The following is a 20,432-nucleotide window of genomic DNA, read 5'->3' on the forward strand; positions in this document are numbered from 1 at the left end:
TCAGGCCTCCAGATCGGCCGCGGTCAGGCGGCGTGCGTGGGTCGGGTCGGCGTCGCGGTGCGGCAGGAGCAGCAGGACGGATGCCGGATCGCGGGGGTCCCGGGGTGCGAGCGCGCCCCGCAGGGCGGGGCCGTCCAGCCCGGCGTCGCGGAGTGCGGCGAGCTCGAGCGGGTTCAGGTCGACGGGTGTCGGCCCGTTGCCCATGTCGGTGCCGTAGAGCACCCGTCCGCCTGCGGCGTGGAAGCGGCGGACGTTGTCGAGGGCGACGTGCAGGTCCGCTCCGCCGTGGATCGCGAGGGTCGAGATCCACGTGACGGATGCCGCCTGCTCGGCGATCTCCTCGTCGTCGAGTCGTTCCGTGAACGGCGCGTGCGCGAGCGTCGCGGCTCCGAGCCGGGCGACGCGCTGCGCCTCGTCGCGGCCCTCGGCGTGGGCGACGACGGGGAGGCCGTGCGCGCTCGCCGCCTCGACGATCGCGCGGAACACGATGTCGTCGAACACCGGTCCCGCGGTGCGGTTGCTCGCGACCTTGATGCACGACGCCCCGGCATCCGCCATCTCGGCCACGGCATCGGCTGCGGCGGAGGTGCTCGACGCCTCGTTCACGATCTGCCGGACGGACCCGTCCGGAGCCCAGTCTCGATCGGAGGGGTAGCCGCCGACCGGTGTGAGGAAGGCCCCGGCGTACTCGATCCGGGTGGCACGCGCACCTTCCGCCAGAACCGTCATCACCCCGGGGTCCCCGCCGAGGTCCACGACCCGCCCGAGCCGCGACTGCGCGAGCAGCTCCTGCTCGACGAGCTGCAGATGCACGTGGTGATCGGTGAACCCGCCGACGATGACGCCGTCGAGGCGCGGGATTCGGGATGCCGAGGGCTCGTCGCGCAGCAGCATCCGACCGTCGTCGTCGAGCAGGACGACGCCCTCGCGCCATCCCTCCCCGTCGAAGAAGATCGCTGTGCGCATCAGCCGCCGATCTCCGTGCGCACCGTGTAGAGCTCGGGGAAGAACGTGAGGTCGAGCGCACGCTGCAGGAAGCCGACGCCGCTGGATCCGCCCGTGCCGACCTTCATGCCGATCGTGCGGGCCACGGTCTTGAGGTGGCGGAAGCGCCAGAACTGGAAGTTGTCCTCGAGGTCGACCAGGTCCTCGCAGGCCTCGTAGAGGTCCCAGTGGGTGCCCGGATCCTGGTAGATCTCGCGGATGGCCGGCACGAGCGCGGGCGTCTCGCGATAGGGCAGCCGCACGTCGCGGTCGAGGATCTCGGCGGGCACCGGCAGGCCGCGGCGGGCCGCGAAGCGCAGGAACTCGTCGTACAGGGTCGGCTTCTCCCACTCGGCCTCGAGCAGCGCACGGTTCGCGGGGTGGTCGGAGAAGACGCCGAGCATCTTCTCGTTCTTGTTTCCGAGGGCGAACTCCACCGCGCGGTACTGCACGGACTGGAAGCCGGAGGAGTTGCCGAGCGCGCCGCGGAACTGTGCGTACTCGGTGGGGGTCAGGGTCGCGAGCACCGACCACTGCTGGGTGATGACGTCCTGGATGCGCTTGATGCGCGCGATGCGCTTGAGAGCCTCGCGCAGGTCGTCTCGGGCGAGCAGCTCGCGTGCCGACGACAGCTCGTGAAGCAGCTGCTTGAGCCACAGCTCGGTGGTCTGGTGCTGGATGATGAACAGCAGCTCGTCGTGGTGCTCGGGCACGCTGACCGGATGCTGCGCCGTGAGCAGCTGGTCGAGCGACAGGTACGACCCGTAGGTCATCCGGCCGGTCAGGTCGGTGACGATGCCCTCTTCGAGCGCGCGCTCGTTCTCGGTGCTCATGCAGTGAACATATCACTTCTGTGGCGGGCGTCACAGTGGTGAAATGCTGGTTTACGCGTCAATTTCACAACTGGACCGTACCAATTGTTTCGAACAGGTTACGTTTTCCGTATCTGCGCTGCGCCGCTGGCATAGTCGACGCAACACTGGACCGTACCACTTGGAGGAAAGATGCGAAGGACGAGAACACTCACCCTGGGTGCCCTGGTCGTGTCGGCGGCGCTGCTGGCAGGCTGCTCGACCGGCACGAGCGGCTCCGGCGGCTCCGACGGATCGGGCGAGGGCACCGTGAAGCTCGTCGCCTGGCCCGGCCCGGAGGGCGACGCGATGGCCGAGGTCGTCGACGCCTACAACGCCGGTCAGGGCAAGGATGACGGCGTGAACGTCGAGCTGACCCTGCTGTCGCGCCAGGACACCTTCTCGAAGGAGACGGCGCTCATGGCGTCGAAGTCCTCCGACGTCGACATCTACTTCACGGCGTCGTACAACATCGGACAGTTCGCGCCGTCGCTCGACCCGCTCACCGACATCGACACCTCCGCGTACTTCCCGGTCGCGGCCGAGGGGCTCACCTACGAGGGCGAGCTGTACGCGCTGCCCCTCGACGTGAGCAACCACTTCCTGCTCTACCGCAAGGACCTCATCGACGCCCTGCTCGCAGATCCCGCCGCGCAGGCCGAGTACGAGAAGATCAGCGAGACCGTGCTCGGCGAGAAGCGCGCTCCGAAGGACCCGGCCGACTGGGACCTCGACGACTTCAAGGTCGCCGCAGCGTACTTCTCGCAGAGCACGAACCCGGCGTCGCCCACGGAGTACGGCACGATCCTCCAGGCCAAGAACCTGCTCTACAACACCATGATCTGGAACGACGTGCTGTGGGGCTACGGCGGCAACTGGGAGGAGGACGGCAAGGCTGCCCTCACGAGCGACGCCGCCAAGAAGGCCGTTCAGCTGTACGCCGACATCTACGAGAACGGCTGGACCTCGCCCGACAGTGCGCAGGCCGAGTTCCCCGAGACCCAGGCCGCTCTGCAGTCCGGTGACACGGCGTTCGCGATCCAGTGGTCGGCGGCCTTCGCGCAGCTCAACGACCCGGAGCAGTCGCCCGACGTCGCCGGCAAGATCGCCATCGCCCCGGTCCCCGGCGGTCAGACGCACGTGCACGCGCTCGCGGTCTCGCTCAACAAGTACAGCCAGAACAAGGATGCGGCCAAGAAGTTCCTGTCGTTCCTCGCGACGACCGACGCGATGACGCAGTACGCCGAGGCCGGCGGCATCCCCGCGATGCCCGAGGTGCTCGAGGCGCAGGCATCCCTCAACCCCGCCTTCGCGCAGGTCTCGGACAGCATCTCCGAGTACGGGTTCTCCGAGCCGGTCTTCCCGCAGACGTTCCAGGCGTACAGCAAGCTCGCCGAGGACCTCAGCGGCGCCTGGGTCGGCCAGACCGACGTCGACGAGGCGCTCGAGACCGCGAACGCCAACCTGCAGGAACTGCTCGACCGATGAAGACCCCGGGGCGGGCGCCGGCCGCCCGCCCCGGACACCACGCCACCCGAGGAAGGTCGAAGTGACGTCATGAGCCATACCGCCGAACGTGCGAGGTCGATCGCGGTGGAGCGCCGCCGGCGCACCGTCGCCGCGACCGTCCTCAGCCTGCCGCTGATCCTCTTCGCGGCGGTCTTCGTCCTGTATCCTCTGGCCACCGGAGCGCTCACCGCGTTCCAGAGCAGCACGCTGCTCGACCAGTCGAACGAGCTGAACGGCATCGACAACTTCGTCTCGCTGTTCCGCAGCGACGGCTTCGCCAAGGCCGCCGGCTTCACGGTCGGGTTCTCGGCGATCGTCGTGGCGATCGAGATGGTGCTCGGCTTCGCGCTCGCACTGCTGATGAACCGCGCGTTCCCCGGCAAGAAGCTCTTCTTCACCCTGCTCCTCCTGCCGATCATGATCGCGCCGGCGCTGCTCGGCGTCATGTTCCGGCTGCTCCTGAACGGCGACATCGGAGCCCTCCCGACCCTGCTCGAGAGCATCGGGCTCAGCGTCTCGCTCTTCTCGCCCGACTCGGTCGTGCCGCTGCTCGTGGTGCTCGACGTGCTGCAGTGGACGCCGTTCACGTTCCTCATCATCTACGCGGGGCTCCAGTCGCTGCCGAAGGAGCTGCTCGAAGCCTCCGCCATGGACGGCGCCGGCTACTTCCGCTCGCTGTTCTCGGTCGTCGTGCCGGTGCTGAAGCCGGTGCTCTTCGCCGCGTTCTTCCTCCGCGCGATCGACGCGATCCGCACCTTCGACGTCATCTACGTCCTCACCGCGGGCGGTCCCGGGACCACCACCACGACGCTCAGCATCTACATCTACAAGACGGCGTTCGAGGCCGGCGACTTCGGCAAGGCCGCCGCGGCAGCCCTCGTCGTGCTCGTGTGCCTGCTCCCGTTCGTGCCGTTCATCGTGCGACGCATCACCTCGACCGGAATGGAGGGGAAGCGATGACCACCGAGACGCTCGCCCGCCCCGCGAAGAGCCGCGCACGCTCCGCGGCATCCGACCCCCGCCCCACGACGTCCGGCCGTCGCTGGCTGTTCACGCTGCTCGCCGGCGTCGTGGCTCTGATCGTGAACGTGCCGCTGCTGAACGCGGCGCTGGTCAGCTTCAAGCCCGACGGCGAGATCGCGAAGAACCCGCTCGCGCTGCCCGCCTCGCCCACGCTCGACCACTACGCGAACGTCCTCTACGCGTCGGGATACGACTTCCCGCGCTTCTTCCTGAACTCCGCCCTGATCGCGGTCGGAACGGTCGTCGTCGTGCTGGTGATCGCGATCCCCGCCACGTACGCGATCGTGCGGCTCGGCTTCGGCGGCCGGTGGATCATCAGCAGCGCCTCGGGTCTGCGACTGCTGCCCGCGATCTTCTTCGTCGTGCCGTTCTTCCTGCTGTTCTCCTCGCTGGGGCTCCAGGACACCATCCAGGGACTCATCGCGGCGAACGCCTTCCTCAACCTGCCGCTCGCGATCATCCTGCTGTCGTCCGCGATCGGCGACATCCCGCAGGAGATCGAGGAGGCGGCGGCCGTCGACGGCGCGAGCATCTACCGCACCCTCGGGTCGATCGTCATGCCGCTCCTCGCCCCGACCGTCGTCGCGGTCGCGGTGCTCGTGTTCATCTTCAGCTGGAACGACTACCTGTTCGCGCTGGTGCTGTCGACCTCGAACGCCACGCCGGTCACGCTGGGTGCGGCGAACTTCATCACCAGCACCGGCATCCGCTGGGGCGACATCTCGGCGGCATCCGTGCTGTCGACCCTGCCGCCGCTGCTCTTCGCGGTCTTCGCCCAGCGATACCTTGTGAGTGGGCTGTCCTCGGGTGCGGTCAAGGAATGAAACGGGCAGTTCAGGAGGGACGGACCATGCCGCACAAGTACGAAGAGGTCGCAGCCAGCATCCGGGAGTCGATCGCGCAGTCGATGTCGCCGCACGATGCGCTCGCCTCCGAGCGCGAACTCATGGCGATCCACGGCGTGAGCCGGATGACGGTGCGCAAGGCGATCGCGACCCTCGTCGACGAAGGGCGCGTGTACAACGTGCACGGTTCGGGCACGTACGTCGGCTCCGCCGACATCTTCTCGAAGACCCCGAAGCTCACCTCCTTCACCGAGGACATGATCAGTCGGGGCTCGGTGCCGTCGTCGCGGGTGCTCGAGCTCGCCAGGGTGGATGCCCCGGATGCCGTCGCGGCCGCGCTGGGCCTCCCGGCGAAAGCGGCGACCACGCACATCCGCCGTCTGCGTCTCGCCGACGACGTGCCCATCGCGATCGAGGACGTGTACGTGCCGCTGGCCGTGCTCGCGATCGAGTCGTTGAACCTCGGCGCCTCTCTGTACGAGCAGCTCCGGGGGGCCGGGCACGACGTGTACCGCGCCGAGCAGGAGATCAAGGCCATCACACTCACGGAGCAGGAGGGCGAGCTGCTCGAGGTGGCGCCCGGCGACGCGGCGCTCGCGGTCACGCGTGTCAGCTCCTCGCGGCGCGGGCAGCTCGTGGAGTTCGCCCGCACGATCTACCGGGGCGACCGTTACACCTTCCAGCTCGCGGTCACGAGGGACGACAAGTGACCTCCGCGCACGTGGACGTCTCGCTGCCGGCGCGCTTTCGCGCCTTGCGCGGCGGGCTCGTCGTGTCGTGCCAGGCGTACCCGGGGGAGCCGTTGCGGCACCCGGAGTCGATGGCGCGCATCGCGCAGTCCGCCGTGACCGGCGGCGCGGTCGGCATCCGCTCCCAGGGTCTCGACGACATCCGCGCGATCGCCCAGGTCGTGGACGTGCCGCAGATCGGGCTGTGGAAGGTCGGGAACGAGGGCGTCTTCATCACGCCCACGCTCGACCATGCGCTCGCGGTCGCCGAGGCCGGGGCCGACATCGTCGCGATCGACGGCACGCGCCGTCCGCGACCCGACGGGCTGACGCTCGCCGAGACGATCGCACGCCTCAAGGCCGCGACGGGGCTTCTGGTGATGGCCGACACCGGCAGCGTCGACGACGCGCTCGCCGCCGAGGACGCCGGCGCCGACATCGTCGGGACGACCCTCTCGGGGTACACAGGGGAGCGCCCGGTCTCCGACGGGCCGGATCTCGAGCTGGTCGAGATCCTCGCGTCGCGACTCACGGTTCCCGTCTTCGCCGAGGGACGCATCCGCACTCCGACCGAGGCGAGGGCGGCGCTGGACGCCGGGGCGTACTCGGTCGTCGTCGGTACCGCGATCACGCATCCCTCCTCGATCACCTCGTGGTTCGTCGACGCGATCACCGAGGCATGATGCGAGCGGCGGAGGCGGGCGCTGTCGGTCTGGCGATCGACATCGGGCAGACGCAGGCCCGCATCCGCGTTCTGGCGGCGGGCGACGCACGAGGGGATGCCCGCGACGCCGTGGGCGAGGCCGCCCGCGGAGCCGCCCGCGAGATCGAGACGCGCGGGTTCGTGTACGGCGCCGACCTGCTCGGCGCTATCCCTGCGATCGTCGGGGAGGCGACGCAACGCCTCGAGGTGGCGCACGTCGACGCCGTCGCGGTGGGGAGCACCGGGGTGCACGGCCGGGTGCCGCCGATCGACGGCATCGCGGAGGCGCTGCACCGTGACCACGGCGTGCGCCGCACCGTCGTCGCCGACGATGCGGTGACCGCGTACCTCGGCGCGCGGGGTGAGGCGCATGGCGTCGTGGTCGCGGCGGGGACCGGCATGGTCGGTCTCGGTCTGGGGCCCGCGGGAGCCGCCCGGGTCGACGGGGTCGGCGGGATGATCGGCGACGAGGGCGCCGGCTGGTGGATCGGACGACGTGGGCTCATCTCGGCGATCAGCGCCTCCGACGGCCGCCCGCACGCATCGCCCGCGCTGCTCGAACGGCTGGAGTCCCGGTTCGGCCCGGTCGCGGGGTTCCCCGGAGTGGTCGCCGCCGATGAGAGTCCCGTGGCGCTCGTCGCCTCGTTCGCGAAGGACGTCGCCGAGCTCGCACGCGCGGGGGATGCCGTCGCGACGAGCATCTGGTGGGAGGCCGGTGCGCATATCGCCGGTGTCGTGGTCGCCGGAGCCGTCCGCTCCGGACTCGATGGGGCCGTGCCGTGGGTGCTCCTCGGACGCCTCGGCGCCGCCGACGACCTGCTGCGGCCGGGATGGGAGCCGGTACTGGCGTCCCTGCTGCCGGGTGCGATGCGGGTCGCACCGGAGGGGATGCCGCTCGACGGCGTCGCGCGGCTGCTCGACGTCGATGCGGCGCGGTTCGGCGCGATGGTCCGCGCGGTAGAGCTGTAGGTCAGCGCTGCCCTCGCTCAGTGACCTGGGGTGAGCGAGCTCGCCTCCGAGAAGACCGAGAGAGGATCCTCTCGCTCGGACGACTCCGTGGCGGGCCCGTCGCGCTGTGCGCGGCGGGTCTCGACGACACCGAGGATCACGGCCACCGCGATCCAGACCACCGTCGTCGCCGCGCCGAGAAGCACGAGCGCCCAGAACACGACCGTCAGGGCGAATTCGATCATTGTTCGTGCTCTGCCCTCGCGTGGAGCATCCGTCGATCGCGAGAATGCGCGCGCTCGTATGCGCTCAGGCGCCGCGCGGGATCTCCCCGATGCGCGAGCAGCGCGTCGATCACGATGCGGATCACCAGGTGGACGCCGATCGGGACGATCAGGATCAACAGCAGGCCCGCCAGGACGATGCCCGCCCAGAACGGAAACCCGAAGAGGGCGACCAACAGGGAGCCGTTGTCCATGCGCTCAGCGTAGACCTGATCGCTCGTTTTGCCTCGCCGCGTTGGCGGTCACAACGGCCAGTTCTCGCGATGGTGTTTGCGCACGTACGTGCGAATCCGGCGCTGTCTGTTCTCGCTGGTCACCGTCTCGATCACGAGTCCGACCACCAGACGGAGCAGACCTGCCGTGATCATTACGAGCACGACGAAGGCGGGGAAGAACAGCAGGAACGAGATCGCGCCGGTGCCCATGCGGCCAGCGTAGCGCTCGGGTCGCCCCGTTTCGTCGCGCTGCGCTCGCTCAACGTGCGGGGGATCGGAGGGACATCCGAGATATGGGTGCCCTTGCTCGACGGGGAGCCGTGCGATGGATACCGTCGGCGTATGGGCGACAGCATCGAGGCGCGGACGTTCACGCGCCAGGACCGTACGCAGTTCCGCGCGAAGACCGAACGGTGCCTCGACGCCCTGGCGTCCATGCTGGCGGACGGGCGGTTCGCTCCCGTGGACGCTCCGGAGTCGCAGCTCGGCATGGAGATCGAGCTGAACCTGGTCGATGAGCAGGGCGCGCCGGCCCGCAGCAACGAGGCCGTGCTCGACGCGATCGCATCGCCGGCGTTCCAGACCGAGCTCGCCCGCTTCAACGTCGAGGTCAACGTGGCGCCGCGGCCGATCGGCGACGATCATCTCCGGGAGCTCGAGGACGTGCTGCGCGGCGCGCTCGACGTCGCCGACCAGCGGGCGCGGTCGACCGGCAGCGGCCTGGCGATGATCGGGATGCTCCCGACGCTCGACGAGACGCACTTCACCGAGCGCTGGTTCTCGGCCGATCCTCGCTACAGCCTTCTCGGACAGCAGATCCTCGCGGCCCGCGGAGAGGACATCGAGCTGCAGATCGACGGGGTCCCCCTGAGCGACGATCGCCCCGGCGACCGACTCGCGATGGTCTGCGACACGATCCTGCCCGAGGCGGCCTGCACCTCGGTGCAGCTGCACCTCCAGGTCGCCCCCGAGTCCTTCGCCTCGTACTGGAACGCGGCCCAGGCGATCGCGGGCCCGCAGGTCGCGCTCGCCGCGAACTCCCCGTTCTTCGCGGGCAAGGCGCTGTGGCACGAGACCCGGATCCCGATGTTCGAGCAGGCCACCGATATCCGTCCGCAAGAGCTCAAGAACCAGGGCGTCCGACCGCGTGTGTGGTTCGGCGAGCGCTGGGTCACGTCGATCTTCGACCTCTTCGAGGAGAACTCGCGGTACTTCTCCGCCCTGCTGCCGGTGTGCTCGGACGAGGACCCCTTCGAGGCGCTCGACGAGGGGCGTGCGCCCGAGCTCTCCGAGCTGCGGATGCACAACGGCACGGTCTACCGCTGGAACCGTCCGATCTACGACGCCGGCGACGGGACCGCGCACCTGCGCCTCGAGAACCGGGTGCTGCCGGGCGGGCCGAGCGTCGTCGACGTGATGGCTGATGCCGCGTTCTACTACGGACTCGTGCGCAGCATGGCCGAGGCCGACCGTCCGATCTGGACGCAGATGACCTTCGACGCCGCCGCCGAGAACCTGCAGGCGGCGGCGCGGGGTGGCATCGACTCGCGGCTGTACTGGCCGGAGGTCGGCTGGATCGGCGCGCGAGAGCTCGTGTTGCGGCGGCTGCTCCCCGCGGCGGCCGAGGGGCTGGACGCGTTCGGCGTCGCCCCCGAGGTTCGCGATCGCTATCTCGGCATCATCGAGCAGCGGTGCGTCACCGGCCGCAACGGCGCCGTCTGGCAGCGCGAGAACGTGGCGGCTCGCGAGCGCTCCGGCGCGTCACGGTCCGACGCGCTGCACGGCATGCTCGGGGACTACCTCGAACGGATGCAGGCCGGCGAGCCCGTGCACACCTGGACGCACTGACTGCTGCTGCAGCCTTCTACAGTGCGGGGGTGCGCGGCGGGGGAGTGCGGCGCTCGCCGGGGTCGCCGGACGCCTCGAACGCGGCCGCGAGTCGCAGCAGCCGCGTGTCGTCGTAGGCGCGTCCTGCGAAGGTCAGGCCGATCGGCATCCCGATGTCGGCCATGAGCCCCATCGGCACGGTCACGGTCGGGATGCCGAGGTGGCGTACCGTGAGGTTGCCGTTGGCGATCCAGGTGCCGTTGCGCCAGCCGAGGTCGGCCGACGCCTCGTTCACATCCATGTCGGCCGGGCCCACGTCGGCGACCGCGGGGAACACGACGGCGTCGAGGCCGAGGCCGTCCATCCACTCCTCCAGGTCGACGCGGCGGGTCTCCTCGAGTCCGCGCAGCCCCGCGGGCAGCTCCGGCATGTCGGTGATCCCGACGCCCGGGTTCGCGCGCACCCAGTCGGGGTACTCGGCGATGTCGTCGTCGAAGCCGGTGTAGCGATCGGGCAGCGCTCCCTCCGGGTGCGGGAAGATCGTCGCACCGTCGACGTCGGCGAGCGTCGACAGGTGCGGGTCTCCGTTCGCCTGCAGGAAGTCCTCCCAGCCCCACGCTGACAGGTCGACGATCTCGCGGTGCAGGTATGCCGGCGACACGAGCCCGCGGGTCGCGATGGTCGGGGCACCGGGGCGATCGCCCTCGTAGTTCGACACCACGGGGAAGTCGACCTCGACGACGGTCGCCCCCGCTGCCTCGAGGTCGCGACGGGCTGCGTCCCAGCGCGCGATCACCGAGGCGCGGGTGTCGATGCGCTGCCCCGTGGGGCCGCCGATGCCGGGGTCGGCGGCGGTTCCGGCATCCGGGTCGGCATTGATGTACATGCGCGGGATGCCGATGCGAGCGCCCGCGAGCGTCGCGGCATCCGCGAGCGCGCGATACGACTCCGGCCGAACCGACGACGGTGCGGGGATCTCGACCCAGGGCTGCGCGCGCCAGAAGTCGCCGCGGGTCTCGGCGTCGTCGGCCACGATCACGTCGAGCACCTCGAGCAGATCTGCCATGGTGCGGGCGTGCGGCACCACGACGTCCATGGTCGGCACGAGGGGCCAGTTGCCGCGCGTCGAGATCACGCCGCGCGAGGGAGTGTAGGCGCACAGGGCGTTGTTCGTCGCGGGGCCCCGGCCGCTCGACCAGGTCTCCTCGCCGAGCCCGAACGCCGCGAAGCTCGCCGCCGTCGCGGTGCCCGACCCGTTCGAGGAGCCCGAGGCGAATGGAGCCGTGAGGAACTCGCCGTTGTACGGGCTCTCGGCGCGGCCGTAGACGCCGCGCTGCATGCCGCCGTTCGCCATGGGCGGCATGTTCGTCAGGCCCAGGCAGATCGCCCCGCCCGCGCGAAGGCGCTCGATCGTGAAGGCGTCGCGCTGCGCGACGAGCTCGGCGAAGGCCGGACTGCCGGATGCCGCGGTGAGGCCGCGCACGAGGTAGCTGTCCTTCGCGGTGTATGGGATGCCGTCGAGCGGCCCTCGGGTCTCGCCGCGCGCCCGCCGTGCGTCGGACGCCTCGGCCTCGGCACGTGCCTCGGGGTTCGCGACGACCACCGCGTTGAGCGCGGTCGCGGTGCCGGGGGCGTCGTAGGCCGCGATGCGAGCCAGGTACGCGTCGACGAGATCGACGGACGTCGCCGCGCCCGTCTTGAGCGCATGGCGGAGGTCGGCGATGGATGCTTCGTGGACGTTCATCGGGGCTGGCTCCTCGAGGTGGGGTGGGGGCGTTTCGTCTCGCTGCGCTCGCTCAACGACCGGGGCTGCGCTCGCTCAACGACCGGGGCTGCGCTCGCTCAACGACCGGGGCTGCGCTCGCTCAACGACCAGACACGCGGGGCTGCTGCTGCGTGATGCAGTGGATGCCGCCGCCGCGGTCGAACAGGGGACGGGCGTCGACCGTGACGACGCGGCGCCCGGGGTAGGCGTCCGACAGGATCGCGCGCGCCGCGGCATCCGCCTTCTCGTCTCCGAAGCCGCACGCCACGACGCCGTCGTTGGTCACGAGGTGGTTGACGTAGCTCCAGTCCACGAAGCCCTCGTCGTCGCGCAGCGTCGCGGGGGCCGGCAGGTCGGTGATCTCGAAGCGCCGACCCGCGGCATCCGTCTGCTCCGACAGGTGTGCGCGCAGTGCGCGGGTGACCTCGTGGTCGGGGTGATCCGGGTCGCGCTGCGCGTGCAGCAGCAGATGCCCGGGAGAGGTGAGTGTCGCGACGATGTCGACGTGCCCGTTCGTGCCGAATTCGTCGTAGTCGCGGGTGAGGCCGCGCGGCAGCCACACGGCCTTCGTCGCCCCGATCGTCCTCGCCATCTCGGCCTCGACGCGCTGTCGGTCGGCGTAGGGGTTGCGTCGGGGGTCGAGCTGCACGGTCTCGGTGAGCAGCACGGTGCCTTCGCCGTCGACGTGGATGCCGCCGCCCTCGTTCACCAGCGTCGAGCTGACGAGCTCGGCGCCGACCGCGCCGGCGATGATGCGGGCATGCTCGGCCGCCTTGCGCCACTGCGCCCACGCGGGGGCGCCCCACCCGTTGAAGATCCAGTCGACCGCGCCCAGCACCCCGGGTCGCTCGTCGTCGACCACGAACGTGGGGCCGGAGTCGCGCATCCAGAACTCGTCGACCGGGGCCTCGACGATCTCGACGCCGCCGCCCAGCATCCGTCGTGCACGGTCGATCTCGGAGGGATCGACGAGCATCGTGACGGGCTCGAACTCGGCCACCGCGTGCGCGACCGCCGTCCAGGTCGCATAGCCCTCCTCGCGCTCGGAGGCGCTCTCGCCGAGCGTCACCCCCTCGGCGGGGAACGCCATCCACGTCCGCTCGTGCGGCGCGGTCTCGGCGGGCATGTGCCAGGCCATGTGCTCGTCTCCTCGCTGTCTCTGCGGCTCCGCAGCGACGCTATTGAACATGCGATCAACGAGTGCTACGGTAGCCCGTGATGACCAGCACGTCAAGACCCGCGGCACCGCGACGGCTTCCCCCGGAGGAGCGGGAGCGGTCGATCGTCCACGGCGCCATCGGCCTCGCCTCCGAGAGCGGCCTCGAGGCGTTGACCGTGCGCGCCATCGCCGCTCGCGTGGGGGTCACGCCCGCGCTCGTCGCGCACTACCGACCCGTCATGGACTCCTTCGTCGCCGAGGTCTTCACGTCGATCGTGTCGGCCGAGCGCGACGAGGTCATCGCCTCCTACGACCCCGCACTCGACCTGCGCACCAACCTGCTGCGGCTCATCGAGACGCTGCTCGACGATGCGCGCGACGACGTCGCGATGGTGTGGGCGCAGTCCTGGGCGCTCGGCGTGCGCAACGAGACGCTCGCCGCCCGCGTGCGCTCCGAGATGGACGGCTGGCAGAGCGCGCTGGAGGACCTCATCGCGCGCGCCGTCGTCGAGGATCCGCGCCTGCGGGCCGACCCCGCCTCATCCGCGTGGATGCTGCTCGCGATGGTCGACGGCATGAGCGCGCACTCCCTCGTGGGATGGGCGCCGCACGATCGCGCGGCCCTCGCCCGCCGCACCCTGGCCGCCGTGCTCGACGCGCCGGCCGACGACAACCCGCTCGCGGTCGCCGCGGCCGAGAGTTAGGAAACCGCTCATGGGAGCAGACCGCATGCACGCGGCATCACCGGAGTCCACCGCGATCGTCGACGCCGTGCTCGACTACTCGCGACGACGGATGCTGGCCGCAGACGTCCCGCTCGACAAACCGCAGACGCCGGCCGAGCTGAACCGCCTCGTCGGCACGACGATCACCGACCGGGGACTCGGAGCGCAGCGCGCCCTCAGCGTGTTCGAGCACATCCTCGCGCCGGCGTGCCTCACGACGAGCCACCCGTCCTACCTGTCGTTCATCCCCACGGCGCCGACGATCGCGTCGATCGCCTTCGACCTCGTCGTCTCGGCCTCCGGGCTCTACGGCGGCAGCTGGCTCGAGGGTGCGGGCGCGGTACACGCCGAGAACGAGGTGCTGTCGTTCCTCGCCTCCGAGTTCGGGCTGCCCGACACCGCCGGCGGCGTCTTCGTGCAGGGCGGCACGATCGGCAACCTGTCGGCCCTCGTGGCCGCGCGGGAGTCGGCGAAGGCACGACTCGCCGAGCGCGGCGTCGAGCCGCCCGCCCGCTGGAAGATCCTCTGCAGCGTCGAGGCGCACTCCTCGAACAAGTCGGCCGCGAAGGTCATGGACGCCGACGTGCTGCTCGTGCCCGCGGGCGACGACGGAGTGCTGCGGGCGGACGCCGTGCGCGCGGCGCTCGAGGAGCACGGCGACGAGATCTGCGCGGTGGTGGCGACCGGTGGATCGACGAACTTCGGCATCGTCGACGACATCCGAGGCATCGCGGCGCTCAAGGACGACTTCGACTTCTGGCTGCACATCGACGGCGCGTACGGTCTCACCGCGATGCTCGCGCCCGAAGCCCGCCCGGTGTTCTCGGGTGTGGAGCGCGCCGACTCGGTGATCGTCGATCCGCACAAGTGGCTGTTCGCGCCGTTCGACTGCTGCGCACTGATCTATCGCGACCCCGAAGCCGGGCGTCGCGCGCACACGCAGCACGCCGAGTACCTCGACACGCTCACGGATGCCGGGGACTACAGCCCGTCCGACTACTCGATCCAGCTCACGCGTCGCCCCCGGGGCCTGCCCCTGTGGTTCTCGCTCGCGACTTACGGAGTGGAGGCGTATCGCGACGCCGTCAGCGCGACGCTGGCGCTGACGCAGCGCATCGCGGCCGAGATCGCCGCACGCCCCGAGCTCCGGCTCGTGCGTGACCCGCAGCTCTCGGTCGTCGTGTTCGAGCGTGAGGGATGGGAGCGCGCCGACTACGACCGCTGGTCCGACGAGCTGCTCGACTCGCAGCGCGCGTTCGTGGTGCCGAGCTCGCACCGCGGGCGGCCGAACACCCGCTTCGCGATCCTCAACCCTCTCACCACGTTCGAGGAGCTCACCGGCATCCTCGACACCATGAAGTGAGGGCGGGTCGCGCGGATCCACGGATCTGACGCGCACGCCCCCATCCGGTCCCGACTCCGCGACGAACGACCAGCATGCGCCGCCGCCGATCTCTCGCCTCCGTGATCGCCCTCGCCCTGGGCCTGACGGCGTGCAGTCCGTCGCCCGCCCCGGACGCGTCGCCCGCTCCGGGCGACGGGCCGGTGGTCGCCTTCTACGGGGACTCGTACACTCTCGGCACCGGAGCGAGCGAGGAGACGAAGCGCTGGTCGACCGTCATCAGCGCGTCGCGGGGATGGCGGGAGTTCAACCCCAGCGTGAACGGGCTCGGTTTCGTGAACCAGCGGCGCTCGTTCGGCGAGGACGACCTGCCCGCGCTGATCATCGCGGAGGATCCCGACATCGTCGTCATCACCATGGGACTCAACGACAACTTCAGCTACGCCCACCGGGCCGACCGCATCCGAGAGGCCATCGTCGAGGACTTCACCCGGCTGCACGACGCACTCCCCGACGCGCGCTTCGTCGTGGTCGAGCCCTTCTGGTACACCGAGGACCGCCCCGAATCGGTCGACATCATCAGCGGGTGGGTCGGGGACGCCGCCGCGATGATCGACGCCGATTGGGTCCCGGGAGCGAGTCGCTGGCTCGACGGGCACTACGCCGGGTCGGAGGACAGCTGGATGGCGTCGGATGGACTGCATCCCTCCGACGAGGGGTACGCGCAGATGGCAGAGCGGATGGATGCCGCGCTGAAGGAGCTGGACCCGCCGCTCTAGGGGCGTCCCGACGCGCTGCGCGGCGAAACCGTCAGCTCCTCTCAGCGCGTCGTATGCGCGTCGAGGAAGTCGAGAGTCCGCTCCAGGGCGGTCTGCGCGTCGGGCATGTCGAGGTGGAACTGGTACTCGTGGGGCAGCGACGGCTCGTGCGGCGCGGGCCAGAACAGCGTCGTGACGTCGACGCCGAGCTCGTCCAGCCGCTGCGCCATCGGGATCGACTGCAGCCACGTGAGGCCGTCGCCGTTGCCGCCCGAGATGTACGTCGTGGGGAAGTCGGCGGTGACCCAGTCGATGGTCGACATGGTGGCGCCGGTCGAGTCCTCCGCCCAGGTCTTGGTCCCCGAGTACGCCCACATCGCCGACTTGAAGCCCCATCCGGCGACCCCGTCGAGGCGCGCGAGCGCGGCGAGGTCGTACACCCCGCAGTTGAGGATCGTGGCGACGAGCTGCGATGCCTCGATCGACGGCTCGACACCGAGGATGTCGGCGTAGTCCGGGTTCGTGACGAGGGTCGCCATCTGACTCGCGAGCTGCCCGCCGGCGGAGTCTCCGGCCAGGATGATCTGCTGCGGGTCGGCGCCGAGGTCGGCGGCGTGCTCGTCGATGTACGCCAGCGCCTCGTTCAGCTGCGTCACGGCGAGCGGGTACACGCCTTCGGGACCGATCGTGTAGTTCACGCCGATGGTCGTGTAGCCCTCGGCTGCGAGGATGCGCAGGTACGGGTCGACGTTCTCCTTCTCGCCCGAGATCCACGCGCCGCCATGGATCCACACCACGGTCGGCAGGGGACCGGACGCGGATGCCGGGGCGAAGACATCCATGGTCGTGTCGGCGCCGGCATCCCCGTATGCCACGTCGAGGCGCTCGGTGAGCTCGACATCGGGCACGTGCTTCTGCATCTCGGCCGCGGTCTCGGCGCCGCCCTTCTCGAACACCGCCCGGATGAGGAGCGCCGACGGCCAGGGCGACAGCGACGTGACGATTCCGACGATCACGGCCACGACGGCCACCACGAGGAGCGCGATCTTCGTCCGGCGCCAGCGACGCTCGCGGCGGGTGGGCCGGGGACGCTGGTCGTCGGTCATCGGCGCGGAGTGCTCCGCGGGCGCGCTCGTGGTCATGGAAACCCCTCTCCGCGCTCAGTGTGCCAGTATTCCGGTTCGTCGTGCGCGGGTGACGCCCCGATCTGCGGAGCCCGTCCCGATCTGCGGCTGAACCGCCAGGGGTGAACCCGCCGGTTCGGCGTCGACGACGCATGAGACGGCCGTTCCGCGACATCCGGGTCGCCTATCGTGAGAGGAGGCACTCGCCTCCGCGCCGATCCGCGCCGCACCACCCCCGTCTCTCCGGAGCCCCGATGTCCCTCTGCACTCCTGCGCCCGCGCGCCGCCGTTCTGACGCGGATCCGACATGACCACCACCGTCGGTGAGGTCTTCGCCGAGGGCCTCTGGGGACGTGGACGCCGTGTCCGGGCCGTTCTGTCGGTCGTGGGTTTCTGCGGACATCAGCTGGCCGAGGTCATGGTGCCCGTCGCGGTCGGCGTGGTGATCGATCGGGCGATCGGCCCGGGTGACCCGGTCGCGCTCGGTTGGGCGCTCGCCTTCCTCGTCGCCGTGTTCGCGGTGCTGATCTGCGCCTGGCAGCTCGGCGACCGCTCCGGCACCGTCGTCTACGCGCGCGGCGAGCACGCGCTGCGCCAGGGGGTGCTGGGGCTCGCGCTGCATCGGCGCACCCGCCGCCCTGCGGGCGAGGTGCTGACGATCTCCTCCTCGGATGCCGGGCAGACCGCCGGGTTCTTCTGGGTCATCGCCGAACAGGCGGCCGCCGCGACCGCGGTGCTCGTCGCCTGTGCGACGCTGCTCGTGATCGCCTGGCCGCTCGCGATCGCCGTCGTGATCGGCACGCTCGTGCAGGCGTTCCTCGTGCACCTCGTCAGCGGCGGGCTGCGGCGTCGCGGCTATGAGGCGCAGAAGCAGGCGGCGCGCCTCGATGCCGTGAGCACCGACTTCGCGACGGGGCTGCGCGTGCTGGGGGCGCTGGGCGGAGCATCCCGCGCCACCGAGCGCTACGTGGCCGAGAGCGCGATCGCGGCCGAGGCCGCCTATCGTGCCGAGAAGGCCGCCGCCGGCCTCACGGCGCTGAACCTCCTGGTGAGCGGACTCGCGTTCACCGGCATCGCGATGCTCGGCGGATGGCTCGCACTCGACGGCGCCATCACTGTCGGCGGCTTCGTCACGGCGATGGGCCTCGCGCAGACGATCCGCGGGCCCCTGCAGTCACTCGGTTACCTGCCGGCCGCGATCGCCTCGAAGCACGGCTCGGCGCGACGCATCGCCGAGTTCTCGACCGAGACGGGTGCGGGCGCGGACGGCGTCGGGTCATCCGACGCGACGCTCGCCGTGACCGCGCCCGAGAACGAGATCGTCGCTCGCCTACGCGTCGCCGGCCGGGAGATCGAGCTCGCGGCCGGTCAGGTCACCGGCATCCGCGCCGATCCCGAGCTCGTCGTCGACCTCTCCCGCTTGTTCGGGGGTCTTCGTCCTGCCGAACCCGGCGAGCTCGTGATCCACGGGACGGATGCCGCGGACCTCGGCGACGCGGCCCTGCGTGCGGCCGTCTTCGCGCCGCCGCACGATGCCGCCGTCTTCAGCGGCACGGCGGCCGAGAACATCGCGCCGCGCATCGACGCCGCGCATCTCGCGGCCTCCGCGTTCGACGAGGTGCTGCGCCGTCTGCCTGAGGGGCTCGACGAGAGGGTCGGCGAGCGCGGGCTGCGCCTGTCCGGCGGTCAGCGCCAGCGCCTCCTGCTCGCCCGCGCGCTGCACCAGCCGCAGCCGCTTCTCGTGCTGCACGAGCCCACGACGGCGATCGACCCGATCACCGAGGCGCAGGTCGCGGCGGGACTCGCGAGCGAAGAGCGCACGATCGTGCTGCTCACCGACCGCGCGTCGCTGCTGTCCTCCTGTCACCGGGTGCACGATCTGCGGGAGGCGCGCGCATGACCGACGAGAAGCTCCCGATCGCCACCCGCCGCGACACCGCGCGCGGCCTTTTGACCGCTCTCGGCCACCGCCGCGGCCTGGCGATCGCCTCGATGCTCGCGCTGTGCGCGGGTGTCGGTGCCGCGCTCGTCGCCCCGTGGGTCATCGGCCTCATGGTCGACGACATCGTGGCCGGCGGCGGAGCGCTCCTGCCCTTCGGCCTCGCGCTCGCCGGGTCCCTCGCGGCGGGCGCCGCGCTCACCTGGGTCGGCCGGGTGCTGCTCGCGCGTCTCGGTCAGGGCACGATCCGCGAAGTGCGCGAGGCCGCGTTCGGCACCGCGCTCGCCCAGCCGACGGCGCGCATCGAGTCGGCCGGCACGGGCGATCTCGTCGCGCGGCTGTCCGGGGACGTCCGTGCGGTCGGCGAGGTCGTCGAGGAGGCGCTGCCCGCCTTCCTCACGGCCCTGTTCGGCATCGTGCTCAGCCTGCTCGGCCTCGGACTGCTGGATTGGCGCTTCGCCCTCGCGGCGCTCGCCGCGGCTCCGACCCAGTACTTCTCGCTGCGCTGGTTCCTGCGCCGCTCCGCCCCGGTGTACCGCGAGCATCGGGTCGTGGTCGCTGAGCGCGGTCAGCGCACGATCGAGGCGGTGCGCGGCGTCGACACGGTCCGCGCCCTGCGCGCGGAGGAACTGCATCTCGACCGCATCGCCGAGTCCAGCGAGCAGGCGATCGCGCTCGAGGTGCGGGCCACGAAGGTGCGCAACGACTTCAACGTGTTCCTCAACGGCGCGGAGCTCGTCGGCCTTTCGGCGGTGCTGGTGGTCGGGTACCTGCTCGTCACGGGCGGTCACGTCGAGCTCGGCGCGGCGACCGCGGCGGCCCTGTACTTCCTCGGACTGTTCGGTCCGATGGGAACCCTGCTGTATCGGATCGACGAGCTGCAGGATGCCGGAGCCAGCCTCGCGCGCCTGTTCGGGGTGATCGGGCTCCCGACGCCGCGCGAGCGTCCGGCCGACGTCGCATCGGCGAAGCGACACGGTGCGATCGAGGTGGAGGGGCTGTCGTTCAGCCACTCGCCGGATCGGCGTGACCTCGACGGGGTCTCGCTCTCTGCCGCTCCCGGCGACACGATCGCGATCGTCGGAGCGAGCGGTGCGGGCAAGACCACGCTCGCCCGTGTGCTCGCCGGCGCATTGCCCGTGGGGGAGGGCACGGTGCGCCACGACGACCGGGGCATCGAGGACTGGCATCCGCACGATCTCCGCGACGCGGTCGCGATGCTGAGCCAGGAGCCGCACGTCTTCGCGGGGACGGTCCGCGACGACCTCGCCCTGTTCGGAGACGGCGACGAGGAACGGATGCGCGCCGCGATCGATCGTCTCGGCGCCGACTGGATCCTCCGGCTGCCCGAGGGTCTCGACACCGTGATCGGCGAGTCGGGGCATCCGTTGACCCCCGGTCAGGCGCAGCACCTCGCCCTCGTGCGGGTCGCACTGTCGGCGGCATCCGTGGTCATCCTCGACGAGGCCACGGCCGAGGCGGGGTCGGCCGATTCGGAACTGCTCGACGGCGCCTCGCGGGGAGCGATCGACGGACGCACCGGCATCGTGATCGCGCATCGGCTGAGCCAGGCGGTCGTCGCCGACCGCATCCTGGTGATGCAGGACGGCCGTGTCGTGCAGTCCGGGACGCACGAGGAGCTCGTCGCGGATGCCGGGCCCTACGCCGAGCTGTGGGCGGCATGGTCCCGGTGGTGAACTCCC

20 protein-coding genes are annotated in these 20,432 nt (G+C 70.8%); 12 read left to right on the plus strand and 8 right to left on the minus strand.

Annotated elements, in window-relative coordinates; genetic code table 11:
- Both MRBLMX7_RS13980 and MRBLMX7_RS13985 read right to left on the minus strand, forming a co-directional pair.
- Positions 1-966 carry an amidohydrolase family protein gene (locus MRBLMX7_RS13980; RefSeq protein WP_363369365.1) on the minus strand — a complete coding sequence of 322 codons (966 nt, stop codon included), beginning with the start codon at positions 964-966 and terminating at the stop codon, positions 1-3.
- Complete coding sequence (locus MRBLMX7_RS13985; protein ID WP_363369367.1) at positions 966-1,817, minus strand: tryptophan 2,3-dioxygenase; 852 nt, start codon at positions 1,815-1,817, stop codon at positions 966-968. Before MRBLMX7_RS13985 ends, MRBLMX7_RS13980 begins: the two co-directional genes overlap by 1 nt.
- Positions 1,818-1,988: 171 nt before the next feature.
- Here MRBLMX7_RS13985 and MRBLMX7_RS13990 point away from each other — a divergent pair, with 171 nt between their 5' ends.
- The 6 genes from MRBLMX7_RS13990 to MRBLMX7_RS14015 all read left to right on the plus strand — a co-directional run bounded on the left by MRBLMX7_RS13990 (position 1,989) and on the right by MRBLMX7_RS14015 (position 7,612).
- A complete protein-coding gene (locus MRBLMX7_RS13990; RefSeq protein WP_363369369.1) occupies positions 1,989-3,323 on the plus strand; it encodes an extracellular solute-binding protein in 1,335 nt (444 codons plus the stop codon).
- A gap of 69 nt (positions 3,324-3,392) precedes the next feature.
- Positions 3,393-4,304, plus strand: a complete 912-nt coding sequence (locus tag MRBLMX7_RS13995; RefSeq protein WP_050722401.1) for a carbohydrate ABC transporter permease — start codon at positions 3,393-3,395, stop codon at positions 4,302-4,304.
- Positions 4,301-5,191, plus strand: a complete 891-nt coding sequence (locus MRBLMX7_RS14000; RefSeq protein WP_363369372.1) for a carbohydrate ABC transporter permease — start codon at positions 4,301-4,303, stop codon at positions 5,189-5,191. The genes MRBLMX7_RS13995 and MRBLMX7_RS14000 overlap by 4 nt, the downstream gene beginning before the upstream one ends.
- A 26-nt stretch (positions 5,192-5,217) precedes the next feature.
- Positions 5,218-5,922 carry a GntR family transcriptional regulator gene (locus MRBLMX7_RS14005; protein WP_050722403.1) on the plus strand — a complete coding sequence of 235 codons (705 nt, stop codon included), beginning with the start codon at positions 5,218-5,220 and terminating at the stop codon, positions 5,920-5,922.
- Positions 5,919-6,623 (plus strand): N-acetylmannosamine-6-phosphate 2-epimerase, encoded by a 705-nt coding sequence (locus MRBLMX7_RS14010; protein WP_363369374.1) that lies wholly within the window; start codon positions 5,919-5,921, stop codon positions 6,621-6,623. Before MRBLMX7_RS14005 ends, MRBLMX7_RS14010 begins: the two co-directional genes overlap by 4 nt.
- Positions 6,620-7,612 carry a BadF/BadG/BcrA/BcrD ATPase family protein gene (locus MRBLMX7_RS14015; RefSeq protein ID WP_363369375.1) on the plus strand — a complete coding sequence of 331 codons (993 nt, stop codon included), beginning with the start codon at positions 6,620-6,622 and terminating at the stop codon, positions 7,610-7,612. The genes MRBLMX7_RS14010 and MRBLMX7_RS14015 overlap by 4 nt, the downstream gene beginning before the upstream one ends.
- A 17-nt stretch (positions 7,613-7,629) precedes the next feature.
- On the opposite strand, the gene MRBLMX7_RS14020 is transcribed toward MRBLMX7_RS14015, so the two are convergent.
- Genes MRBLMX7_RS14020 through MRBLMX7_RS14030 form a run of 3 tightly spaced genes read right to left on the minus strand, consistent with a single transcriptional unit; the run spans position 7,630 to position 8,300 of the window.
- A complete protein-coding gene (locus MRBLMX7_RS14020) occupies positions 7,630-7,836 on the minus strand; it encodes a hypothetical protein (RefSeq protein WP_363369377.1) in 207 nt (68 codons plus the stop codon).
- Positions 7,833-8,069, minus strand: a complete 237-nt coding sequence (locus MRBLMX7_RS14025; protein ID WP_363369379.1) for a hypothetical protein — start codon at positions 8,067-8,069, stop codon at positions 7,833-7,835. The genes MRBLMX7_RS14020 and MRBLMX7_RS14025 overlap by 4 nt, the downstream gene beginning before the upstream one ends.
- A gap of 48 nt (positions 8,070-8,117) precedes the next feature.
- On the minus strand, positions 8,118-8,300 hold the full coding sequence (locus MRBLMX7_RS14030) for a hypothetical protein (protein ID WP_363369381.1): 183 nt from the start codon (positions 8,298-8,300) through the stop codon (positions 8,118-8,120).
- A gap of 132 nt (positions 8,301-8,432) precedes the next feature.
- Here MRBLMX7_RS14030 and MRBLMX7_RS14035 point away from each other — a divergent pair, with 132 nt between their 5' ends.
- A complete protein-coding gene (locus MRBLMX7_RS14035; RefSeq protein WP_050722408.1) occupies positions 8,433-9,938 on the plus strand; it encodes a glutamate-cysteine ligase family protein in 1,506 nt (501 codons plus the stop codon).
- Positions 9,939-9,954: 16 nt separating this feature from the next.
- Here the strand turns inward: MRBLMX7_RS14035 and MRBLMX7_RS14040 are convergent, their stop codons facing one another.
- Positions 9,955-11,661, minus strand: a complete 1,707-nt coding sequence (locus tag MRBLMX7_RS14040; protein WP_363369383.1) for an amidase — start codon at positions 11,659-11,661, stop codon at positions 9,955-9,957.
- Positions 11,662-11,782: 121 nt separating this feature from the next.
- Entirely contained in the window at positions 11,783-12,820 is a 1,038-nt protein-coding gene (locus MRBLMX7_RS14045; protein WP_363369385.1) for an agmatine deiminase family protein, read from the minus strand.
- 80 nt (positions 12,821-12,900) lie between these two features.
- On the opposite strand from MRBLMX7_RS14045, the gene MRBLMX7_RS14050 reads away from it, so the two are divergent.
- The 3 genes from MRBLMX7_RS14050 (at position 12,901) to MRBLMX7_RS14060 (ending at position 15,687) form a co-directional block, all read left to right on the plus strand.
- On the plus strand, positions 12,901-13,545 hold the full coding sequence (locus tag MRBLMX7_RS14050; RefSeq protein ID WP_363369387.1) for a TetR/AcrR family transcriptional regulator: 645 nt from the start codon (positions 12,901-12,903) through the stop codon (positions 13,543-13,545).
- Positions 13,546-13,555: 10 nt separating this feature from the next.
- Entirely contained in the window at positions 13,556-14,929 is a 1,374-nt protein-coding gene (locus MRBLMX7_RS14055; RefSeq protein ID WP_363369389.1) for a pyridoxal phosphate-dependent decarboxylase family protein, read from the plus strand.
- A 74-nt stretch (positions 14,930-15,003) separates the two neighbouring features.
- Positions 15,004-15,687: an SGNH/GDSL hydrolase family protein gene (locus MRBLMX7_RS14060; protein ID WP_363369391.1), complete on the plus strand. Its 684-nt coding sequence runs from the start codon at positions 15,004-15,006 to the stop codon at positions 15,685-15,687.
- 41 nt (positions 15,688-15,728) lie between these two features.
- Here MRBLMX7_RS14060 and MRBLMX7_RS14065 read toward each other — a convergent pair whose 3' ends face one another.
- Positions 15,729-16,808 carry an alpha/beta hydrolase gene (locus MRBLMX7_RS14065; protein ID WP_363369392.1) on the minus strand — a complete coding sequence of 360 codons (1,080 nt, stop codon included), beginning with the start codon at positions 16,806-16,808 and terminating at the stop codon, positions 15,729-15,731.
- 289 nt (positions 16,809-17,097) lie between these two features.
- Here MRBLMX7_RS14065 and MRBLMX7_RS14070 point away from each other — a divergent pair, with 289 nt between their 5' ends.
- Positions 17,098-18,690, plus strand: coding sequence for an ABC transporter ATP-binding protein (locus tag MRBLMX7_RS14070; RefSeq protein ID WP_363369393.1), 1,593 nt, complete (start codon positions 17,098-17,100; stop codon positions 18,688-18,690).
- Positions 18,687-20,426, plus strand: a complete 1,740-nt coding sequence (locus MRBLMX7_RS14075; protein ID WP_363369394.1) for an ABC transporter ATP-binding protein — start codon at positions 18,687-18,689, stop codon at positions 20,424-20,426. Before MRBLMX7_RS14070 ends, MRBLMX7_RS14075 begins: the two co-directional genes overlap by 4 nt.
- Positions 20,427-20,432 lie beyond the last annotated feature (6 nt).

Source organism: Microbacterium sp. LMX7-1.2 (assembly GCF_040675935.1).
Classification (GTDB): Bacteria; Actinomycetota; Actinomycetes; order Actinomycetales; family Microbacteriaceae; genus Microbacterium.